This is a genomic window from Acinetobacter halobius (assembly GCF_044130335.1).
Lineage (GTDB): Bacteria > Pseudomonadota > Gammaproteobacteria > Pseudomonadales > Moraxellaceae > Acinetobacter.
On the sequence record NZ_JBIQOD010000001.1, the window covers coordinates 414386 to 433034 of the forward strand.

General features: G+C 40.4%; 17 protein-coding genes. 8 read left to right on the forward strand and 9 right to left on the reverse strand.

Features of this window, described 5'->3' with window-relative positions:
- Window positions 1–26: 26 nt before the first annotated feature.
- Window positions 27–1343, reverse strand: a complete 1317-nt coding sequence (locus tag ACE01U_RS01930) for a DUF445 domain-containing protein (RefSeq protein WP_086208429.1) — start codon at window positions 1341–1343, stop codon at window positions 27–29.
- Window positions 1344–1406: 63 nt separating this feature from the next.
- A complete protein-coding gene (locus ACE01U_RS01935; protein WP_086208430.1) occupies window positions 1407–1925 on the reverse strand; it encodes a hypothetical protein in 519 nt (172 codons plus the stop codon).
- A 240-nt stretch (window positions 1926–2165) separates the two neighbouring features.
- On the opposite strand from ACE01U_RS01935, the gene mrdA reads away from it, so the two are divergent.
- From mrdA to ACE01U_RS01955, 4 genes are all read left to right on the forward strand, one after another.
- Window positions 2166–4208, forward strand: coding sequence for a penicillin-binding protein 2 (gene mrdA / locus ACE01U_RS01940; protein ID WP_291372598.1), 2043 nt, complete (start codon window positions 2166–2168; stop codon window positions 4206–4208).
- A gap of 2 nt (window positions 4209–4210) precedes the next feature.
- Window positions 4211–4765 (forward strand): 16S rRNA (guanine(966)-N(2))-methyltransferase RsmD, encoded by a 555-nt coding sequence (rsmD, locus tag ACE01U_RS01945; RefSeq protein WP_119063525.1) that lies wholly within the window; start codon window positions 4211–4213, stop codon window positions 4763–4765.
- A 114-nt stretch (window positions 4766–4879) separates the two neighbouring features.
- Entirely contained in the window at window positions 4880–5617 is a 738-nt protein-coding gene (locus ACE01U_RS01950) for a sulfite exporter TauE/SafE family protein (protein ID WP_395553142.1), read from the forward strand.
- Window positions 5618–5777: 160 nt separating this feature from the next.
- Window positions 5778–6116: a hypothetical protein gene (locus ACE01U_RS01955; protein ID WP_110975664.1), complete on the forward strand. Its 339-nt coding sequence runs from the start codon at window positions 5778–5780 to the stop codon at window positions 6114–6116.
- Window positions 6117–6172: 56 nt separating this feature from the next.
- Here the strand turns inward: ACE01U_RS01955 and ACE01U_RS01960 are convergent, their stop codons facing one another.
- From ACE01U_RS01960 to ACE01U_RS01980, 5 genes are all read right to left on the reverse strand, one after another.
- Window positions 6173–6781 carry a 1-acyl-sn-glycerol-3-phosphate acyltransferase gene (locus ACE01U_RS01960; protein WP_395553143.1) on the reverse strand — a complete coding sequence of 203 codons (609 nt, stop codon included), beginning with the start codon at window positions 6779–6781 and terminating at the stop codon, window positions 6173–6175.
- 421 nt (window positions 6782–7202) lie between these two features.
- Window positions 7203–8837: a chaperonin GroEL gene (gene groL, locus ACE01U_RS01965; protein ID WP_086208436.1), complete on the reverse strand. Its 1635-nt coding sequence runs from the start codon at window positions 8835–8837 to the stop codon at window positions 7203–7205.
- A gap of 67 nt (window positions 8838–8904) precedes the next feature.
- Window positions 8905–9195, reverse strand: a complete 291-nt coding sequence (locus ACE01U_RS01970) for a co-chaperone GroES (RefSeq protein ID WP_010326285.1) — start codon at window positions 9193–9195, stop codon at window positions 8905–8907.
- 194 nt (window positions 9196–9389) lie between these two features.
- Complete coding sequence (locus tag ACE01U_RS01975) at window positions 9390–10166, reverse strand: metallophosphoesterase family protein (RefSeq protein ID WP_395553144.1); 777 nt, start codon at window positions 10164–10166, stop codon at window positions 9390–9392.
- Window positions 10163–11086: a diacylglycerol/lipid kinase family protein gene (locus tag ACE01U_RS01980; RefSeq protein WP_395553145.1), complete on the reverse strand. Its 924-nt coding sequence runs from the start codon at window positions 11084–11086 to the stop codon at window positions 10163–10165. Before ACE01U_RS01980 ends, ACE01U_RS01975 begins: the two co-directional genes overlap by 4 nt.
- A 414-nt stretch (window positions 11087–11500) precedes the next feature.
- Here ACE01U_RS01980 and ACE01U_RS01985 point away from each other — a divergent pair, with 414 nt between their 5' ends.
- Both ACE01U_RS01985 and ACE01U_RS01990 read left to right on the forward strand, forming a co-directional pair.
- Window positions 11501–13333 (forward strand): phosphoenolpyruvate carboxykinase (GTP), encoded by a 1833-nt coding sequence (locus ACE01U_RS01985; RefSeq protein ID WP_110975770.1) that lies wholly within the window; start codon window positions 11501–11503, stop codon window positions 13331–13333.
- A 111-nt stretch (window positions 13334–13444) separates the two neighbouring features.
- Window positions 13445–13810, forward strand: a complete 366-nt coding sequence (locus tag ACE01U_RS01990) for a hypothetical protein (protein WP_086208440.1) — start codon at window positions 13445–13447, stop codon at window positions 13808–13810.
- Window positions 13811–13887: 77 nt separating this feature from the next.
- On the opposite strand, the gene glpD is transcribed toward ACE01U_RS01990, so the two are convergent.
- Entirely contained in the window at window positions 13888–15405 is a 1518-nt protein-coding gene (gene glpD / locus ACE01U_RS01995) for a glycerol-3-phosphate dehydrogenase (protein WP_395553146.1), read from the reverse strand.
- A gap of 536 nt (window positions 15406–15941) precedes the next feature.
- Here glpD and ACE01U_RS02000 point away from each other — a divergent pair.
- Window positions 15942–17261 (forward strand): MFS transporter, encoded by a 1320-nt coding sequence (locus ACE01U_RS02000; protein ID WP_086208442.1) that lies wholly within the window; start codon window positions 15942–15944, stop codon window positions 17259–17261.
- Window positions 17262–17433: 172 nt separating this feature from the next.
- Window positions 17434–17862, forward strand: a complete 429-nt coding sequence (locus ACE01U_RS02005) for a hypothetical protein (RefSeq protein WP_086208443.1) — start codon at window positions 17434–17436, stop codon at window positions 17860–17862.
- A gap of 23 nt (window positions 17863–17885) precedes the next feature.
- Here ACE01U_RS02005 and ACE01U_RS02010 read toward each other — a convergent pair whose 3' ends face one another.
- Window positions 17886–18572 carry a class I SAM-dependent methyltransferase gene (locus tag ACE01U_RS02010; protein ID WP_395553147.1) on the reverse strand — a complete coding sequence of 229 codons (687 nt, stop codon included), beginning with the start codon at window positions 18570–18572 and terminating at the stop codon, window positions 17886–17888.
- Window positions 18573–18649 lie beyond the last annotated feature (77 nt).

The following is an 18649-nucleotide window of genomic DNA, read 5'->3' on the forward strand; positions in this document are numbered from 1 at the left end:
AAATTCGACATATTTTTAGCATCTAATTATAAGAAAGCCACAAACAAATGTATTGTACCCGCAATAAAGCCCGTTACCCCACCCAATAAAATCAAAATCCATTCGTCTTCCTGAAATGCAGGACGTAATAAGTTTTGAAATTCTTTCGGCGTTAGCTCTCGAATACGGTCTCTAAACATTTGATAGATTTTCTGTGCACGGCTCGCATTGAACGCTGGGTCGCATACAGGCACCATCGTAATTTCAATTGAACGATCAATCAAGTCCGTCTTCAGTTTTGCGTATTCACGTGGCCCCAAAGACAGTTGCAAAGATGTTCTCACCAATGGTGTTTCCATGATTTCATTAATATGACGTTTGACAATACGACGCGTCTTGTCTTTTTTATTGCCATACATCATTTCAGTCATGATGGATTTTAACGTAATCAGGTCTTCTGTGACTACACTTGCGAACACATCAGACACTTCTTCTTGGCGCTTCATAAATGCGCCTTGTACATTATAAGTCCCTATGCGTGGAATCACAGGCTTAATCCATGGAAACTTACGATTTTTTGTTAATTCAGTGAGTTGCAAGTATCGAACATAATGTGGCTCAATTGGGTTAAACACCATCCAAATCGCAATCCAGTTGGTTAAGAAGCCCCATACTGCCGCCCAAAATGGCACCGTCCAATGCCAAGGTACTACAAACCAAACAATCATTTGGAAGATACCAAAGAACATGCCGATGAGGGCACTAATATGCCAAATAAAGTTTATTTCTTTCTGACCCACTTTCAAGAACATACGAACCATCAATCTGCGGTCGCCTTCCATTTGGCTGACCACCATATCACGCATATCCACAAGTGACTCGACGTTCATGGTCAGTTCGGTCACTAATTCTCGGAGCACAGCTGGAAGTTGTTTATGTGCTTGCGCATAAATTCGACGTTTAATCGAATAAGGTAAATTTTCCCAAAGCACTGCATTGCGGTCAATCATGACTTCATCAATCAGATGCTCAAGTTCAAAACCAACTTGTTCACCAATGATCCGTGCCATATCCTCAGGATCCATTGCATCTAAAAATTCACGCAAAGAACCGAGCTTGGATAAAGTATTATCAGTAATAATGCCTGAAATACGCCCTGCCTTTCTGGGCACAATCCCCTGCCAACCGACAGGCAAAGGGCCAATATGGAAGCCCCAAAAGTTAATCGGGTAAAAGACCATTTTCAGGGCCATCCAAACATGCGCCCATGTTACAAATGCAGTTACAGGGATAATACTGAGTACAGCCCAAAAATCGGGTCTATTCAAAAAGGTTTGCCACAACTGATTGACGTACTCAAGCATGCATAACTTCCATATTTAATTTTATTAACTGAATTATATAGCGTTTTAAAAAAGATATTGTGTCTATAAACCAAAGCTTAAAGTATAGGAGAATTGTAGTCTCGGTTCGGTTTCTACAATCACATCCCCCGATTTAGTTTCGAGTTTTTCCCCTGCACCAATCCCTACACTGAATGTACTGATTCGCTCAGGACTAAGTAACACATAAGCAAGATCTACACCACCACCAAGGCGAGCCTCATACTCCCCATCAACTTTTTTACTATCTATATGTCCTGCATAGACACCTAAATAATAGCCATTTTTATCTTTGCCAGTAAAATGAACTGGAAATCTAAAACCAACCTGACCACCCACTGGGTAGTCATCATTCATAAATACCCCAGCTTTTGCATAAGCAATCCCATAAGGATTTACCCATTCTACGTTAGTGTGCAGTAGTTTCTGCGTTACACCTGCTCCCACATTCCATGTTTGAGCACTATCTGTAGGAATTTTTGCTTCTGGCAAAAACGAATTATCTTGAGCGTAGGCTACGTTTGCACAGGCAACAAGTGCCAACACTGGATAAATTCTTGTCATTATTGTCACCATTATCCGTAATGTTATTTTAGTAATTGGTCCCTTTTTATCGGATTTTGACTGTATCAGAAATTAGAAAACACTTATATACAGGAATTTACATTTTTAATGTCTGTAAAGTCAAAGTTTAGTCAAAATGAAAAGCAGAACAGGTGATAACAAATATCAAAACAGGGAGACATGCGTTAGAATAGCGCGCAGGTATATTCCTCTTTATCCATGTGTCTAAGTCGATTTGGTATGAAACAGCACTTTCCTTTAAAAAACGTTCAACAAGAAAAGCGCATTTTTCGAAATCGTACCTTTATTTCCATGGGTATTGTGATCTTTTTCTTACTGATTTTAGTCTCCCGCTATGCGTATTTACAGCTGGTACAGTTCGATGAATTTTCCACCGCATCTGACCAAAACCGTATTCGGCTACAGCCTTTAGCCCCTGCCCGTGGCTATATTTACGACCGTAATGGTGTGCTCTTAGCCGACAACTATCCTGTTTTCACAGCCACTATGAGTCGTGCAGATGTTCCAGATATTGATAAGACAATTGAACGTCTAACGCCCATTTTAGAACTTAGCCAAGAAGATATTGACCGTTTTCAAAGTCGTATTAAAGCATCACGTAAAACTGAGCGTGTTTCGATTAAACTCAATTTGAATGAAAATGATATTGCACGTTTTAGTGAAGTCAAATATCAATTTCCAGGGGTAAACATCGAAACTCAAATGACACGTTACTATCCACATGGCGAGCTGTTTGCTCATGTGATTGGTTATGTGGGACGTATTAACGATAAAGAATTAAAAAGTATCAATAAAGACTTATATGCGGGCACTAACCTGATTGGTAAAATTGGGGTAGAAAAATCCTATGAAGATTTGCTACATGGCGTTCCTGGAAACGAGTCTGTCGAAGCGGATGCTCACGGCAATGTATTACGACATTTAGGTCGCAAAGAGCCAATTCGTGGCAACGATTTATACCTGTCACTCGATTATGGCTTACAGGTCGTTGCGACAGAACAACTCGCAGGTCGTCGCGGTGCAATTGTGGCCATGGACCCACGTACAGGTGAAATCCTCGCCCTCGTATCAAGTCCTAGTTTTAACCCAAACCTGTTTGTGACAGGCATTAGCCATACCGACTATAGTGGTCTGCGAGACAACCTTGATCAACCCCTTTATAACCGTGCTGTACAAGGGGCTTATCCACCTGGTTCAACCATTAAACCGATGTTTGGTTTAGGTGGTATTCATTATGGATTGATTGATTGGGGTACTGCTATTTCCGATCACGGCTATTTCACCCTGCCGGGAGATTCGCATAAATTCCGTGACTGGAAAAAGTCAGGACATGGCGTGGTCAATTTGCATAAAGCTCAAGTTGTTTCTTGCGATACCTTTTATTACATTCTGTCTTTCCGCATGGGCATTGAAAAAATGAACACATGGATGCGTCAGTTTGGTTTTGGTGAAAAAACAGGTGTTGATTTACCAAGTGAAAGCACAGGTCTTTATCCAAACCCTGAATGGAAAATGCGTACTCGCGATGCCAAGTGGCTTAAAGGTGAAACCATTTCTGTCAGTATTGGACAAGGTGCTTTTACCGCAACCCCCCTACAATTAGCCATGGCAACTGCCATTACTGCGAATCATGGTTCACATGTAATTCCACATGTTTTACAAACCAGTAAAGGCGCAAAACCACATAAAGACCTAAATGCACCTGATGGTCGAATTCAGTTCAATGGTACAGACGAAGACTGGGTAAAAATGCGTGATGCTATGGTCGATGTCGTGGAAACGGGTACAGGGCGTGGTATTCGTACACCAATGTATAAAATTGCAGGTAAAACAGGTACCGCACAGGTTAAAAGTATTGCTCAAGGTAAACGTTATAACGAAGCACTTTTAACAGAACGTCAGCTCGACCATGGTTTATTTGTTGGCTTTGCGCCTGCGGAAAATCCAGAGATTGCAATTGCGGTCGTCTGGGAAAATGGACGTCACGGCGGATCAGCAGCTCAGCTAGCTCGCCCTGTGCTAGATTATTGGTTGCAAACTCGCCATAAAAATCCAATTCGTCCGCAAAACCATCAAATCAGTGGTGGACTCATGACAGCGGGGATTAAACCGGGTGAGTTGCCGAGTGACAGCACGCCACCCGCAGCAAATACAGCAGTAGCCCCACAAGGTCGTTCAGCAACCTCCGTACAAAGTACAACAGTAGCTCCGAACACTAACCATTCAGCTACTCCACCCCCTGCTACTGAAGAGCCAGACTAATTATGAAAAATCAACTTCGTATCATCGGGGGGGAATGGAAACGTCGCCAACTCCCTTTCGCCAATATTGAAGGTTTGCGCCCCACGCCTGATCGAGTCCGTGAAACTTTGTTTAATTGGCTTATGTGGGATGTGCAAAATACCAATGTTTTGGATATTTGTGCAGGTTCGGGTGCATTGGCATTCGAAGCTCTATCACGTGGTGCTTCAAAAGTAGTGATGATTGAACCTGACCGCAGTCAAGCACAGTTTTTAACACAAAACTTAGAGCTCTTGAAAGTACCTAAGTCTCGTGCACAATTAAAAGTCTCAACAGCACAGCAAAGCTTGCCCAACCTAAAAGAACAGTTTGATTTGGTCTTTTTAGATCCGCCGTATAGCCTAGAGTTATGGGAACAATTGGCTCTCTTGGCTGACCCGCTGATTTCAAAGAATGGCTATATTTATATAGAAGCGGATCGTGAGTTAAATCTGCTAAGACTTCCAAGCTCCTGGGTTCAGGTAAAGAGCACCAAGGCTGGCACTGTACGTGCAGGCTTATTTCAAAAGACAGCATAAGCTACTAAAGCAAAGACATTTTATGTTTCGATATTTCAAAATTTTAGCAAAATCTATGTCGCTTTCGGCTGAACGAAATATCACTTACCCTATAAAGTTTTCGGCATATATGCGATGACTTGGCTGGTCTTTATTTTAGGTGCAATGGTTGCTGGTTTTGTTCAGGGCTTAACGGGTTTTGCCTTTGCCTTAATTGCCATGTCATTTTGGGTATGGGTTTTAGCACCACAGCTAGCAGCACCATTAGTGGTTTTTGCTTCTGTATGGAGCCATCTTATCTCCTTAAAATCAGAATCATCTTTTCAGATCAATAAAAACCTTATTGCACCCTACGTTTTGGCTGGCATTTTAGGTGTTCCGCTGGGAACCTATCTTTTAGAGATTATTCAAGCGGATATGTTTAAGCTAATGCTTGGTATATTTTTAGTACTTTGGTGTCCATTGATGCTCTTGAATCCACAAATTCGTTCTATTCAATCTTCAGGAAAATATGCCGACAGCTGTATTGGTTTTATTGGTGGCATACTCGGCGGTTTAGGCGGGTTTTGTGGCTCACTTCCTTCTGCTTGGGTCATGTTAAAAAATCTACCTAAAGAGCAGCAACGTTTTATTTTGAGACATTTTAATTTTGCGATCCAAGTATTCACACTATTTAGCTACCTACTTCGTGGAAATTTAAGCCTACAGCATTTACCCTATATGGGTATCTTGATTTTAAGTGTCAGTCTACCGGCCATGCTAGGTGCACGCTTATTTTATAAAATTTCTGAACGCCAATTTAAACAAATCGTACTGGGACTCTTATTTAGCTCAGGCTGTTTTTTATGTATCAGCTACCTTTTAAATCAGTAGCGGATTTTTAACATTTTATGACAAACGATCTAGACATTTAATTGTGTGCTTTCTGTCAAAATTGCCACTTCTTTAAGCAACTTACGATGTTTAAGCTTTCTCACTATTCACAAAAATTTATACAATAACGCCACGCTCAAAAACCATCTATTCAGCATATATGAAACCGTATTTTGCACTTTTTAGTCTTTGCTTTGTCAGTGCCTGCTCCATCAGCTCATCTAAAGAAATTAAACAAGCTGAAAAACTATTACAATATTTCGATTGTCAAAATATTGAACGTGACCAAGCTGATCACAGCTCCATGACCAGTTTTCATGAACAAATACTTGCTAGCAGCAAACAAAAAGCCCAATCTTATGTAGAAAGCTATCAACATGGCGATAAAATCTTTGACCTGCCACTACCTGAAGTTATAGAAACCCAGCTACAAAACTACACTACAGCCTGTCAATCTTTAGGTGGCGTTTTACCGACCACGGCTCAAGACACACCTTAAAATTTTGGACAAATAAAAAGACAGCATGCGTGCTGTCTTTTTTGATTTATCACTGATTATGCTTCAATTTCTTGTTTCATAGAATCTGAATGATAACGCGTATCTACACTAAACTTCTGCGGAAATTTCGCTGAAATTTCAGCGTAAAATGCCATAATCTGTGCCATATCTTTCTCATAGTCACCCGTAGGGTAAACAATTTTACCGATTCCCGTTTTTTTCTTTGCATAATCCATATAAGCCAATGCAATCGGTACACCTGCACTTATCGCAACATGGTAAAAACCTGTTTTCCATTGCTCCTGCTTAGCACGTGTTCCTTCTGGGGTGACTAACATGACTAATTTAGGATGTTCTTTAAAAAGATCACTCATCAATTGCACCATGCTTGGACGTGGTTCACCTTCATGTTTTGGACGACGGTCAATACCAATTCCCCCCATAGCACGGACAAAAGGGCCAAAAGGCAACTTCATATAACTGTCTTTTATCGTGATACGGACATTCACCCCTAAGGCTTTTAGTGCCAAACGCGCATAGAGTGCATCCCAATTACTGGTATGTGGCGCTGCAATCATGACACATTGATTGATATTCAAATCCCAGTGATTATCAATCTGCCACCCCATTAAGGTTAAACTTTGTTCTGCAAGCTTCTCGAACACAAAAAACACCACATTGCTAAAATTCGCGCAGATTCTAGCAATGCTGAAGATCAAATACATCGGATTTAGATCAATAAAACAGCAATTAATCTATAAATGTATATTTTATTTAATTCCAAATATTTCAAGAAATATCAGTCCATCACAAATCATGTCGGAATAAATGTGAATAATATCGTTTTATTCGAGATAGCCCTTCTCTTAAAAGTAATCAACAAATGATTCAATCAACCTTACTGCTGACAACCGTATTTAATTGATTGATTCAGACTTTATTGAAATAAATGTAATGCGATAAAAGGTAACGACCTAGCCAATCTGAGCTGAATGTTAAAATAATCAAGTTTTTGGAATAACTTACCCAAATAAAAAATCCCCGCGAAATGCAGGGATTTTTTGATTAGCAACGCTAGGCGAGTATTTACATCATGCCGCCCATACCACCCATGCCACCCATATCAGGCATTGCAGGCTTGTCTTCTGGAACGTCAGTAATCATACATTCTGTAGTCAACATTAAACCTGCGACAGATGCAGCATGTTCAAGTGCAGAACGTGTTACTTTCGCAGGGTCAAGAATACCCATTTCTAGCATGTCACCATACTCAGACGTTGCAGCGTTATAACCAAAGTTACCTTGACCATTTTTCACGGCATTGATCACAACTGAAGGCTCATCACCCGCATTCGCAACGATTTGACGAAGTGGTGCTTCAATCGCACGACGTAAAATGTTGATACCTACATTTTGATCATCGTTTGCACCTGTTACGCCATCAAGCGCAGCTGCAGCACGTACCAGTGCAACACCACCGCCAGCAACCACACCTTCTTCAACCGCAGCACGCGTAGCATGAAGCGCATCGTCTACACGGTCTTTTTTCTCTTTCATTTCAACTTCAGTCGCTGCGCCAATTTTGATCACAGCTACACCGCCTGCCAATTTAGCAACGCGTTCTTGAAGTTTTTCTTTGTCGTATTCAGACGTCGACTCTTCAATTTGTGCACGGATTTGAGTGACACGTTCAGCAATTTGAGTTGCATCACCAGCACCATCAACAATCACAGTGTTTTCTTTAGATACTGTAATTTTGTGCGCAGTACCTAAGTCTTGAAGAGAAGCTTGCTCTAAAGTCATGCCCACTTCTTCAGAAATCACAGTCGCACCAGTCAAGATTGCGATATCTTGAAGCATTGCTTTACGACGGTCACCAAAACCTGGCGCTTTAACCGCACATACTTTGATAATGCCGCGCATGTTGTTGACAACCAGTGTAGCTAAAGCCTCACCTTCAACATCTTCAGCGATAATTAAAAGTGGTTTACCTGTTTTAGCAACGGCTTCAAGCACAGTAATCAATTCACGAATGTTGCTGATTTTTTTATCGACAAGAAGAATGAATGGATTTTCAAGTTCTGCTGTTAAGGTATCTTGTTTGTTTGCAAAGTACGGGCTGATATAACCACGGTCAAACTGCATACCTTCAACAACGTCCAAAGCATCTTCAAAGCCTGAACCTTCTTCAACGGTAATCACGCCTTCTTTGCCTACGCGTTCCATTGCTTGTGCAATGAGTTTACCTACAGTTTCGTCAGAGTTTGCAGAGATTGAACCCACTTGTTCAATCGCTTTAGTATCAGAAGCAGGTTTTGCTGTTGCTTTAATTTCGGCAACCAATGCTTTAACTGCAAGGTCAATACCACGTTTCAAGTCCATTGGGTTCATACCCGCAGTTACAGACTTGATCCCTTCATTTAAAATTGCTTGAGCGAGTACAGTTGCTGTTGTTGTACCGTCACCAGCGATGTCATTGGTTTTAGAAGATACTTCACGAACCAATTGAGCACCCATGTTCTCAAATTTGTCTTTTAGAGAAATTTCTTTCGCAACAGTTACACCATCTTTAGTGATGTGTGGTGCACCGAAAGAACGGTCGATCACAACATTACGGCCTTTAGGGCCTAAAGTCACTTTTACAGCATCTGCAAGTACGTTTACGCCTGCAATCATTTTAGAACGTGCTGAATCACCAAATTTTACATCTTTAGCTGACATGCTTAACTCCAAATATTCTTAAATTTTAATCAATTGTATTGCTTAAACAGCAAATGACCGTTCCGAATTAACCTTCAAGAACTGCTAAAATATCAGACTCTTTCATTACTAGAAGCTCTTCGCCTTCAACCTTAACTTTAGTGCCTGCATAAGCACCGAACAGTACATTGTCGCCCACTTTTACGTCTAAAGCACGAACGCCATTGTCTGTGATTTTGCCATTACCTACTGCAATAATTTCACCTTGAGCTGGCTGTTCAGCAGCAGAAGTGCTCAAAATCAAACCGCCAGCAGTTTTAGTTTCTTTCTCTACGCGGCGAATCACAACGTTGTCATGTAAAGGACGAATTTTGCTCATTTCTAACTCCATAGACATTTTCAGAATGTCATTGATTACGATGTGAAGATGACTTCTTATTCCTAGGTCATCAACAAAATTTTGATATGACACTTTTGTGGGGATGGAAAAAAGGGCTTCAAGGGCAAATACAAAATATTTTTATATTTTTGCGCTCTTTTTAAGCAAACCTAATCAAAGTTTAGACACACAAATTAATCTGAGATATTTTTCTGCATCAACTCGAAGCGATTTATTGCAGAATTAAAGCTCAAATGCTGCACATCTGCATTATTTAAAATAATATTTAAGCTATTCGGTCGTCCACCATGTAAACGATAAGAGGTTGCCGTTCCTGCATGAATATCCAACACCGGATGCGATACCCCAAGTTGATAAATCTGATTCAGATCATAGACTGCTGGATGATGCAAATGCCCATGCAAGAGTCCATTTAAACCCTGTTGACTCCATTGCTCCAGTGCAATACGACCAAGCATTGGACAGTCTTTCACACCATGACTATGGTCTGGCGGCGTATAAAAAGGTTGATGAGCGGCGATCAGCTTTATTTTGTGTGCAGGTGCTTGTTGTAATTTCAAATCAATCTCTTGAATTTGGCTCAGTGAAATATGCCCCCGTGTGTGGAAACGCCTCCGAATACTGTTCACACCTATGACATAAAAGTGTTCAGTTTCTAAGGTGTTTTCCATCCCCCCAAAAAACAGTTGATAACGCGCAAATGGATTAAAAAAACGATTCCAAATATGGTACAGCGGGATATCGTGATTTCCTGGCACCACCAAATACGGTAACTTCAAACTGTCTAAAAACTGCCGACAAGCATAAAACTGAATAAACCGTGCACGCTGGGTTAAATCGCCACTAACCACTACGGCTTCAAAAGGATGTTCCTCACATAACAGATGAATAGCCTGCAAACAGGCTTCGCGTTCTGTGCCGAAATGTAAATCAGACAAATGTAAAATCATGCAGGTACCATGATATTCAGTGCATGTTTACGTACTGTAATTTTTAGAGGCGGTTTCATCATAATGATTTCACCATCTACGGCAACCGTAAGCTTGTTATGCTTTGAATGCACAATCACTTCATCTGCGGCAAAGCTATAAACATCGGAAGCCTGATCCAAATTGCCTTTAATCAGCTGCCACAAGGTTTTAAACAGTGTGCGTTTATCACTTTTTGCAACAACCACCCCTGCTACCTTTCCAGCTTCGGCAGCTTCAGCAATACGCAATTTCATTTCAGCCAATTGAAGCTGATTATTTCCAAAGAAAATCAATGGCGTTTTCACGGGATAGCGTTGTCCATCGACCTCCACCTCAAGTTTTAACTCTTTACGGTCGCGGATGAGAACATCCAATGCTGAGGTATACGCATGCAATGGAAAACGTCCAAAATGCTTATTAAACTGTTCTCTTTTTTGAATAAATAAAGGATAAAGCCCTAAACTAGCATTGTTCAGATAGATGTGTTGATTAAGCTGTGCCACATGTACCGAACGTGGCTGCCCTTCACTAATAGCTTTGGCTGCGTCTAATAAATCCAGTGGAATATTCAACACTCGCGCAACATAGTTAAATGTACCTAAAGGCAATATTCCCATAGGGATATCAGTACCCATTAGCTTTGAAGCGACTGCATTTAATGTTCCGTCTCCACCTGCAGCAACCACAACACCTATATGTTCTGCTTGTCGATGACGTAATAAAACCTCTTGCATCATCTGATCAAAGTCCATGCACTCACTTAACTCAAATGACTGTATTTCAAAACCAGCAGTACTCAGATCGGCTAGCAGTTGTTCATACACTTCATCTTTATTTGTGGCATGAAAACCTGATTTTTTGTTATAAATAAGTGACAAAGGTTTTAACTGCTCAGACATCCAGCACTCTTCCATAAAGTAATTACTCTATTTTTGTCCAAAAATTCAACAGTTAACAGTTTGGTTATGTAAAAATCAAATGACGTTCATTTATTTAATCAATAATAAATCTCAATCACAAAATATTTATAAACCATTGTTTTTAATTTAAATATTTTAAATGAATAATACTCATAAATATAATAAATACACCAAATAAAGCAATAAAATTAAAGTAAAGTATTGTTTTTTAATAATTAAAATAAAATACCTTTACAAAATTGTTCATAATTTAGATACGGCTTTGGTCTTATTTTTTTTATCAAATTATGCTTTAATACAGCCACTTTTTTTTCATCTTTTCATCTCAGCAGTAAATCTATTGTTGAGATTGTACTTTGTACAACTGTGTACATATTTGAGATAGGCCTCACCATGACCCAAGTGAACGCACCAGAATTCGTTCGTCACCCTAAGCTTATTGCATGGGTGGAAGAAATTGCAAAATTAACAAAACCAGCGAAAATTGAATGGTGTGACGGTAGCGAAGAAGAATATCAACGTTATATCGACTTGATGATCGCTAACGGCACGATGCAAGCGCTTAACCAAGAAACACATCCTGGTTCTTATCTTGCAAATTCTGACCCTTCTGACGTTGCTCGTGTTGAAGGTCGTACATACATCTGTTCTGAAAAACAAGAAGATGCTGGCGCAACAAACAACTGGGAAGAGCCTGCTGAAATGCGTGCTCGTCTAAATGGTTTGTTCGACGGTTCAATGGCAGGTCGTACTTTATATGTAGTACCGTTCTCTATGGGTCCTTTAGGTTCTCATATTGCACACATCGGTATCGAACTTACTGACTCTCCTTATGTAGCAGTCAGTATGTCTAAAATGGCTCGTATGGGTAAAGCTGTTTATGACGTATTAGGTACTGATGGCGAATATGTTCCTTGTGTTCATACAGTAGGTGCTCCACTTGCGATCGGTGAAAAAGACGTGGCTTGGCCTTGCAATCCTGAAAAATGGATCGTTCACTATCCAGAAACACGTGAAATCTGGTCTTATGGTTCAGGTTACGGTGGTAACGCATTGTTAGGTAAAAAATGCCTAGCTTTACGTATTGCTTCTTCTATGGGTCGTCAACAAGGCTGGTTAGCTGAACACATGCTGATCCTTGGCGTAACAAATCCACAAGGCGAGAAACACTACATCGCAGCAGCATTCCCTTCTGCATGTGGTAAAACGAACTTTGCTATGTTGATTCCACCAGCGGGTTACGAAGGTTGGAAAATTGAAACCGTAGGTGACGATATTGCTTGGATCAAACCAGGTGAAGATGGTCGCTTATATGCGATCAACCCTGAAGCTGGTTTCTTTGGTGTAGCGCCTGGTACAAATACCAAGACGAACCCAAACTGTATGGCAACATTAACTAAAGATGTTATCTATACCAACGTTGCTGTAACAGACAACGGTGAAGTATGGTGGGAAGGTCTTTCTAAAGAAGTACCTGCTAACCTAACTAACTGGAAAGGTCAACCGCACACTGGTGAAGAAAAAGCAGCTCACCCGAATGCACGCTTTACTGTTTCAGCAGGTCAATGTCCTTCTATTGATGCTGACTGGGAAAATCCAGCAGGCGTACCTATTTCTGCATTCATCTTCGGTGGCCGTCGTGCGGACACAGTGCCTCTTATTTCAGAAGCATTTGACTGGGTAGATGGTGTTTATAAAGCTGCAACTATGGGCTCTGAAACAACTGCAGCTGCTGTAGGTCAACAAGGTGTCGTTCGTCGCGACCCATTCGCAATGCTTCCATTTGCGGGTTACAACATGGCGGATTACTTCTCTCACTGGTTAGAACTTGGTGAAGAAGTTGCAGCAAAAGCAAAAGCTGCAGGCAACAAACTCCCAGGCATTTACAACGTGAACTGGTTCCGTCGTGATGCTGAAGGTAACTTTGTATGGCCTGGTTTTGGTCAAAACATGCGTGTTCTTGAGTGGATCATTGACCGCTGTGAAGGCCGTGCTGATGCTGTTGAGACTCCAATTGGTTTAGTACCAACTTATGAGCAATTAAACTGGACAGGTTCTGACTTTACTAAAGCTCAATTTGAACTTGTGACTTCTCAAGATAAAGATCAATGGATCAAAGAAATTGAAAGTCATACTGAGTTGTTCAATAAACTTGGTGAACGCTTACCAGCTGCTCTTAAAACTCGTCAAAACGAACTTTTAGAAGCTGTGAAAAAATCTGCTTAACCTTTAAATTAAGCTCTCAAAAAAGACCGCACAAGCGGTCTTTTTTCAATCTTTCAAATATTTCAAAAATTTAACTTTATAAATCAAAAAGAAACATCAAAGGGGAAAACTATGTTCAAAACACTCATGCTAACCATCAGTCTAGTTGGTGTATCAAGCCTAGCAATGGCTCAAACTGAACCAACAACAACATCTACACTGCACGTCTGCGCCATTAAAGGTACTCCAGACTCTACTCAATTTGACATCAAAAAACGCATTAAAGTTGCTAAAGGCACTTATGGCAGTGTGGAAGAACTTTATCCACGCTTTGCTGAACGCGCGCACCAAGTGGGTGGCAATGTGGTGATTAATTACAATGCAAGCCAACGATTTGGATTCTGGCCTTGGCGTATTGTTCGCCCAGTGGTCTGGGGTACTGCTGTGAAATGGAAAACACCTGTGGACTGCAAACAATTAGGTGGTATTGAAATCTAAGCTTAAAAAGCCGCGCAGCAAGCGGCTTTTTTTAATCCCAATGCTCTACTTTTAAGAAGATAAACATCAATGCAAGACTATGCAGCATCACCCTGCACACGACGCTGATGTAAATCATGTAGATACATATCTAAACTTCGGACTTCAGCTATATTGAGTTTCATACCCAGCTTTGTTCTTCGCCAGAGAATATCTTGGCTATGCCTAGCCCATTCAACTCTATATAAATAATCAACCTCTTGCTGATATAGACCATACCCAAATGACTGCCCTAAATCCTGCATGGTCTTCTTCTCATCTAGCATCTGCCAAACACGACAGCCATAGGTTTTAGCCCAACGCTGTGCAGTATGTAAATCCAAACCTTGAATACTCTGCATTAATTCTGTCCGCAATAATTCCACTGAATCAAAATCCTCCGCACCCGGTAATTTTGCTTGCAGCGTCCATTCTGCTTTCATCTGTGGAAAATACCGTTTGAGCTGAGATAATGCTGCTTCTGCTAGCTTTCGATAAGTTGTTAACTTTCCACCGTACACTGTCAAAAGAGGTGCTTCGTGTTCTCCTTCATTCGACAGTGCAAGGACATAATCACGGGTTATTTTAGAAGCCTGTGCGCTTTCATCATCATATAGCGCCCGAACACCAGCATAGGTAGAAATGACATCATCAAGCTGTAATTGCAGCTTAAAATGATCGTTAATAACATCTATTAGATATGCCGTTTCTTGTTCGGTAATTTGTACATGATTTGGATCACCCTCAAACTCTAGGTCTGTTGTCCCAATCAAACTGTATTCATCCAAATAAGGGATCACAAAAACAATGCGCTGATCATCATTTTGTAGGATAAAAGCGTGATGTTCGGGGTATAAGCGCTTCACAACAATGTGACTGCCTTGTACTAATCGAATTCCAGCTTTTGGCGTTTGAAGCAACTGCTGTTGAATAAAATCAGTAACCCATGCACCTGTAGCATTCACCAAAACTCTTGCCTTAATTTGATATTGTTGTTTTTGATGTTCTAATGTTAAACACCACACACCCTCTTGCTGAGTTGCAGAAACACAGCGGGTCTGTGTTCGAATCTGCGCTCCTAGTTCATGTGCTTGCAATGCATTGACCACCACTAACCGAGCATCATCTACGGTACAGTCAGAATATTCAAAACCACGACTGATCGTTTCCTTTAGTGGACTATCAGCATTAAAATAAATCAACTCAGAACCTTCGAGAGTTTCTCGTTTTGCCAGATAATCATAAATAAATAAGCCCGAACGAATTAGCCATGCTGGGCGCAAATACGGTTGATGCGGCATGATAAAACGCATGGGATGGATCAAATGTGGCGCTTTTTTTAATAAGACTTCACGCTCAAGTAATGCTTCACGAACTAAACGAAATTCTTTTTGTTCCAGATAACGCAATCCACCATGGATGAGTTTGCTACTCGCTGAAGACGTATGACTAGCTAAATCATCTTTTTCGCAGACGAAAACATTTAAGCCACGACCAACAGCATCATTTGCAATTCCCACTCCATTGATTCCAGCTCCAACAACGGCAATGTCATAAATTGCATTTGTGTCTTGCATATCAACCTCTTTACTTAGCATATATTCTTGTTTTTCTTAATCTCAACTTAACATCAAAATCAGACCTTGTCATACCGAAAAGATGATTCCACCGTACAAAAACATCACTTTCCTTAACAGATCAGCTCTCCCACATCTTTTTACAAATTAATGCTTCTTTTTTATGATTCGGTTCAATATTTGAATAACATTCAAACAAAAAGTGATATTTCCACCAAATAAAAATTCTTTTTAATTTTGTATAAAGCAGCCTAAACTGTTGTATTTTAATTGACTATTCACATTTTACTGATTACCAAGATACTGTTTTAAATAAGTAAAATTATTATTTCCCATTGAAAAACAAATATTAATTAGAAAAACTTAACAGCCCATAAATCATGCGATTTTTTAGACTAAAGTCGAATGAACTCTCTAAACAAGGGGCGTATAACGAAAAAGAATTTATTGTTTAATCTAAAAATATATTGTTTTAACTTTTATAATCCAAAAAGTTAAAAGATGTATTTTTCCGAACTTCTCTTTGGAAAATCTTTGTGACTGATTTATCTTCCCAAGCAGCTCCAGTAAGCCTCGACAAAAAGACACGTTTAAAGTCAATTTTAGGCGGTTCAGCAGGTAATCTCGTTGAATGGTATGACTGGTATGTCTATGCAGCATTTACATTATATTTTGCGCCCCAGTTTTTTCCTGAAGGAGATGACACGGTCAAATTACTGCAAGCCGCTGCGGTATTTGCACTTGGGTTTCTCATGCGCCCAATCGGCGCATGGATCATGGGTATTTATGCCGACCGCAAAGGACGTAAATCAGGCCTAACATTATCTGTGTCTTTAATGTGTGTAGGGTCTTTAATTATTGCCTGCGCGCCCACCTACGCAAGTGTCGGCATGCTCGCACCTGCCCTATTACTCTTTGCACGCTTATTACAAGGTTTAAGTGTTGGCGGTGAATATGGCTCTAGTGCCACTTACTTAACCGAAATGGCAGGTAAAAACCATCGCGGCTTTTTCTCTAGTTTCCAGTATGTGACCCTCATTTCAGGACAATTACTCGCTCTGTGCGTGTTGATTATCTTACAACGCAACATGACTGAAACCCAGTTGTCTGAATGGGGTTGGCGTATTCCATTCTTTATTGGTGCCGTTCTTGCAGTTGTGGTGTTCTGGATTCGTCGTGGTTTGGTTGAAACACAATCATCGAAAGATGCACAAGAACAAGCTAAAAATGGCGGCCCCAAATCAAGTGCTTTGGCATTGTTTACCAAATACCCACGACAAGCTTTTACTGTCATTATGCTGACTGCAGGTGGAACGCTGGCATTCAATACTTTCACCACCTATTTGCAAAAATACTTGGTCAACACCTCTGGTTTTGAAAAAACTACAGCGACTGAAATTACCACAGCAGCCATATTTATTTTTATGCTGTTACAACCCGTAGTTGGTGCACTATCCGATAAGATTGGTCGTAAACCCATTATGATTACTTTCGGTGTTTTAGGCGTACTGTTCACGATTCCAATCTTTAACGGCCTAGGCTCAACCAGTAGCCCAACCACTGCTTTTATGCTGTGTATGAGCGGTATGGTAATTGTGACAGGTTATACTGCCATTAATGCTGTCGTAAAAGCAGAGCTGTTTCCTGCGCATATTCGTGCACTAGGTGTTGCACTGCCTTATGCTATTGCCAATACGGTTTTTGGTGGTACAGCAGAGTTAGTTGCTTTAAGTTTTAAAAATGCAGGGCATGAAAACTATTTCTTTTATTACATTACATTTATGATCGGATTATCCTTACTGACTTATATTTTCATGAAAGACACCAAAAAGCACAGCATGATTACCGATCACTAATCCTTTTGCTTGTTGCATATCTGAAATATTAAAAGTCTAAATGCCTTCATCCCATGAAGGCATTTTTTATTTACCAGAGGAAAGTTTTACTCAAACTAGATCAATTGAAATATCGTGAATTAAACCTGTGTATGGCATACTAAGAACAAGAATAATGTTAGGAACTTTTTACATGAAAAATACGTATAAATTTTTAGGTTTAAGTTGTATTGTTTTAGCAGTATCTGCATGCCAAAGTACACCTCGCCAATACAATGGCAATGTTGGCTATCAAATCGAACAACAGTCTGGAACTAGTGCTACGCTTGCTTATACACTTGCAGCACGTAAAAATCAGCAACTCGATGAAAACAAACTCCAACATGCATGCCAAAAGGTTTTAGGTTCACAGAAAAACTATAAATTGACGATTTTAAGTATCAATGAGATTCCAAATACTGCCGCAGATATGCCTCAATATGGTCGTCAAATCGGACAAACTCGCGCTACATTTGGTTTAAGTAACACACCGGACTTACACCAAGGTGAAAATTTTGCCACACGCGAAGCACTTGAAACACGACCAAGCACATTACATGTAGTACGCTATACCTGCTCATAAATCGCTTAGACTCATGAAAAGGGCTACTGCCCTTTTTGAGTTTCTAAAGTTCGATAAAAACTTACATTACGAAACTCAGGTGATTCATCTAAGTCTGGCCACGTTGTCGCACTGCGTTCATCCAACTTTATGTACTGCGGATGGCTGAAATTTTTAACACGACTATCTGCCACCCAAACCTCTGGTGCAAACTTTAAAAACTCATCTAAAAAGAAACGATTGCATTGGTCATATAAAACATCAGCAGCCAACAAAATATCAACTTGCTCTGCTTTGTAGAGATCAATTAAATATTCCAGCTCTACATTATTTAGTTCCGCATTGGCACGACAAGCATCTAAACTCACTTGGTCAATGTCACAGCAAATCACGCGCTTTGCACCCGCCATTTTGGCTGCAATCGCAACCACTCCTGAACCTGCACCGAAGTCCAACACCACTTTATCCTGAACATGATGTGGTTCAGCCAGCAACCACTGCGCCATTGCTAGACCTGAAGCCCAGCAAAAGATCCAATATGGCGTTTCATTCCAAATACGTCGAATGATTTCATCATCCAGTTTATCGGTTGGAAATACTGGGGGAATGAGCCACAGTGAAATGGGTGTTTCAGGAAGTTGCTGAGCTAAAAGCTCACAATTTGGAATCACCTCATGCAAGGCTTGAAGTAAATGATCTGGGGCTTTGGGGAATTGGAAAGTACAGCTCATAAGTCATTGAGTACTTTTATGCTTTTACTGCGGGGTCTTGCAGCTAAAGTTTGGATTGAGGAATTAGCCTTCGGCTA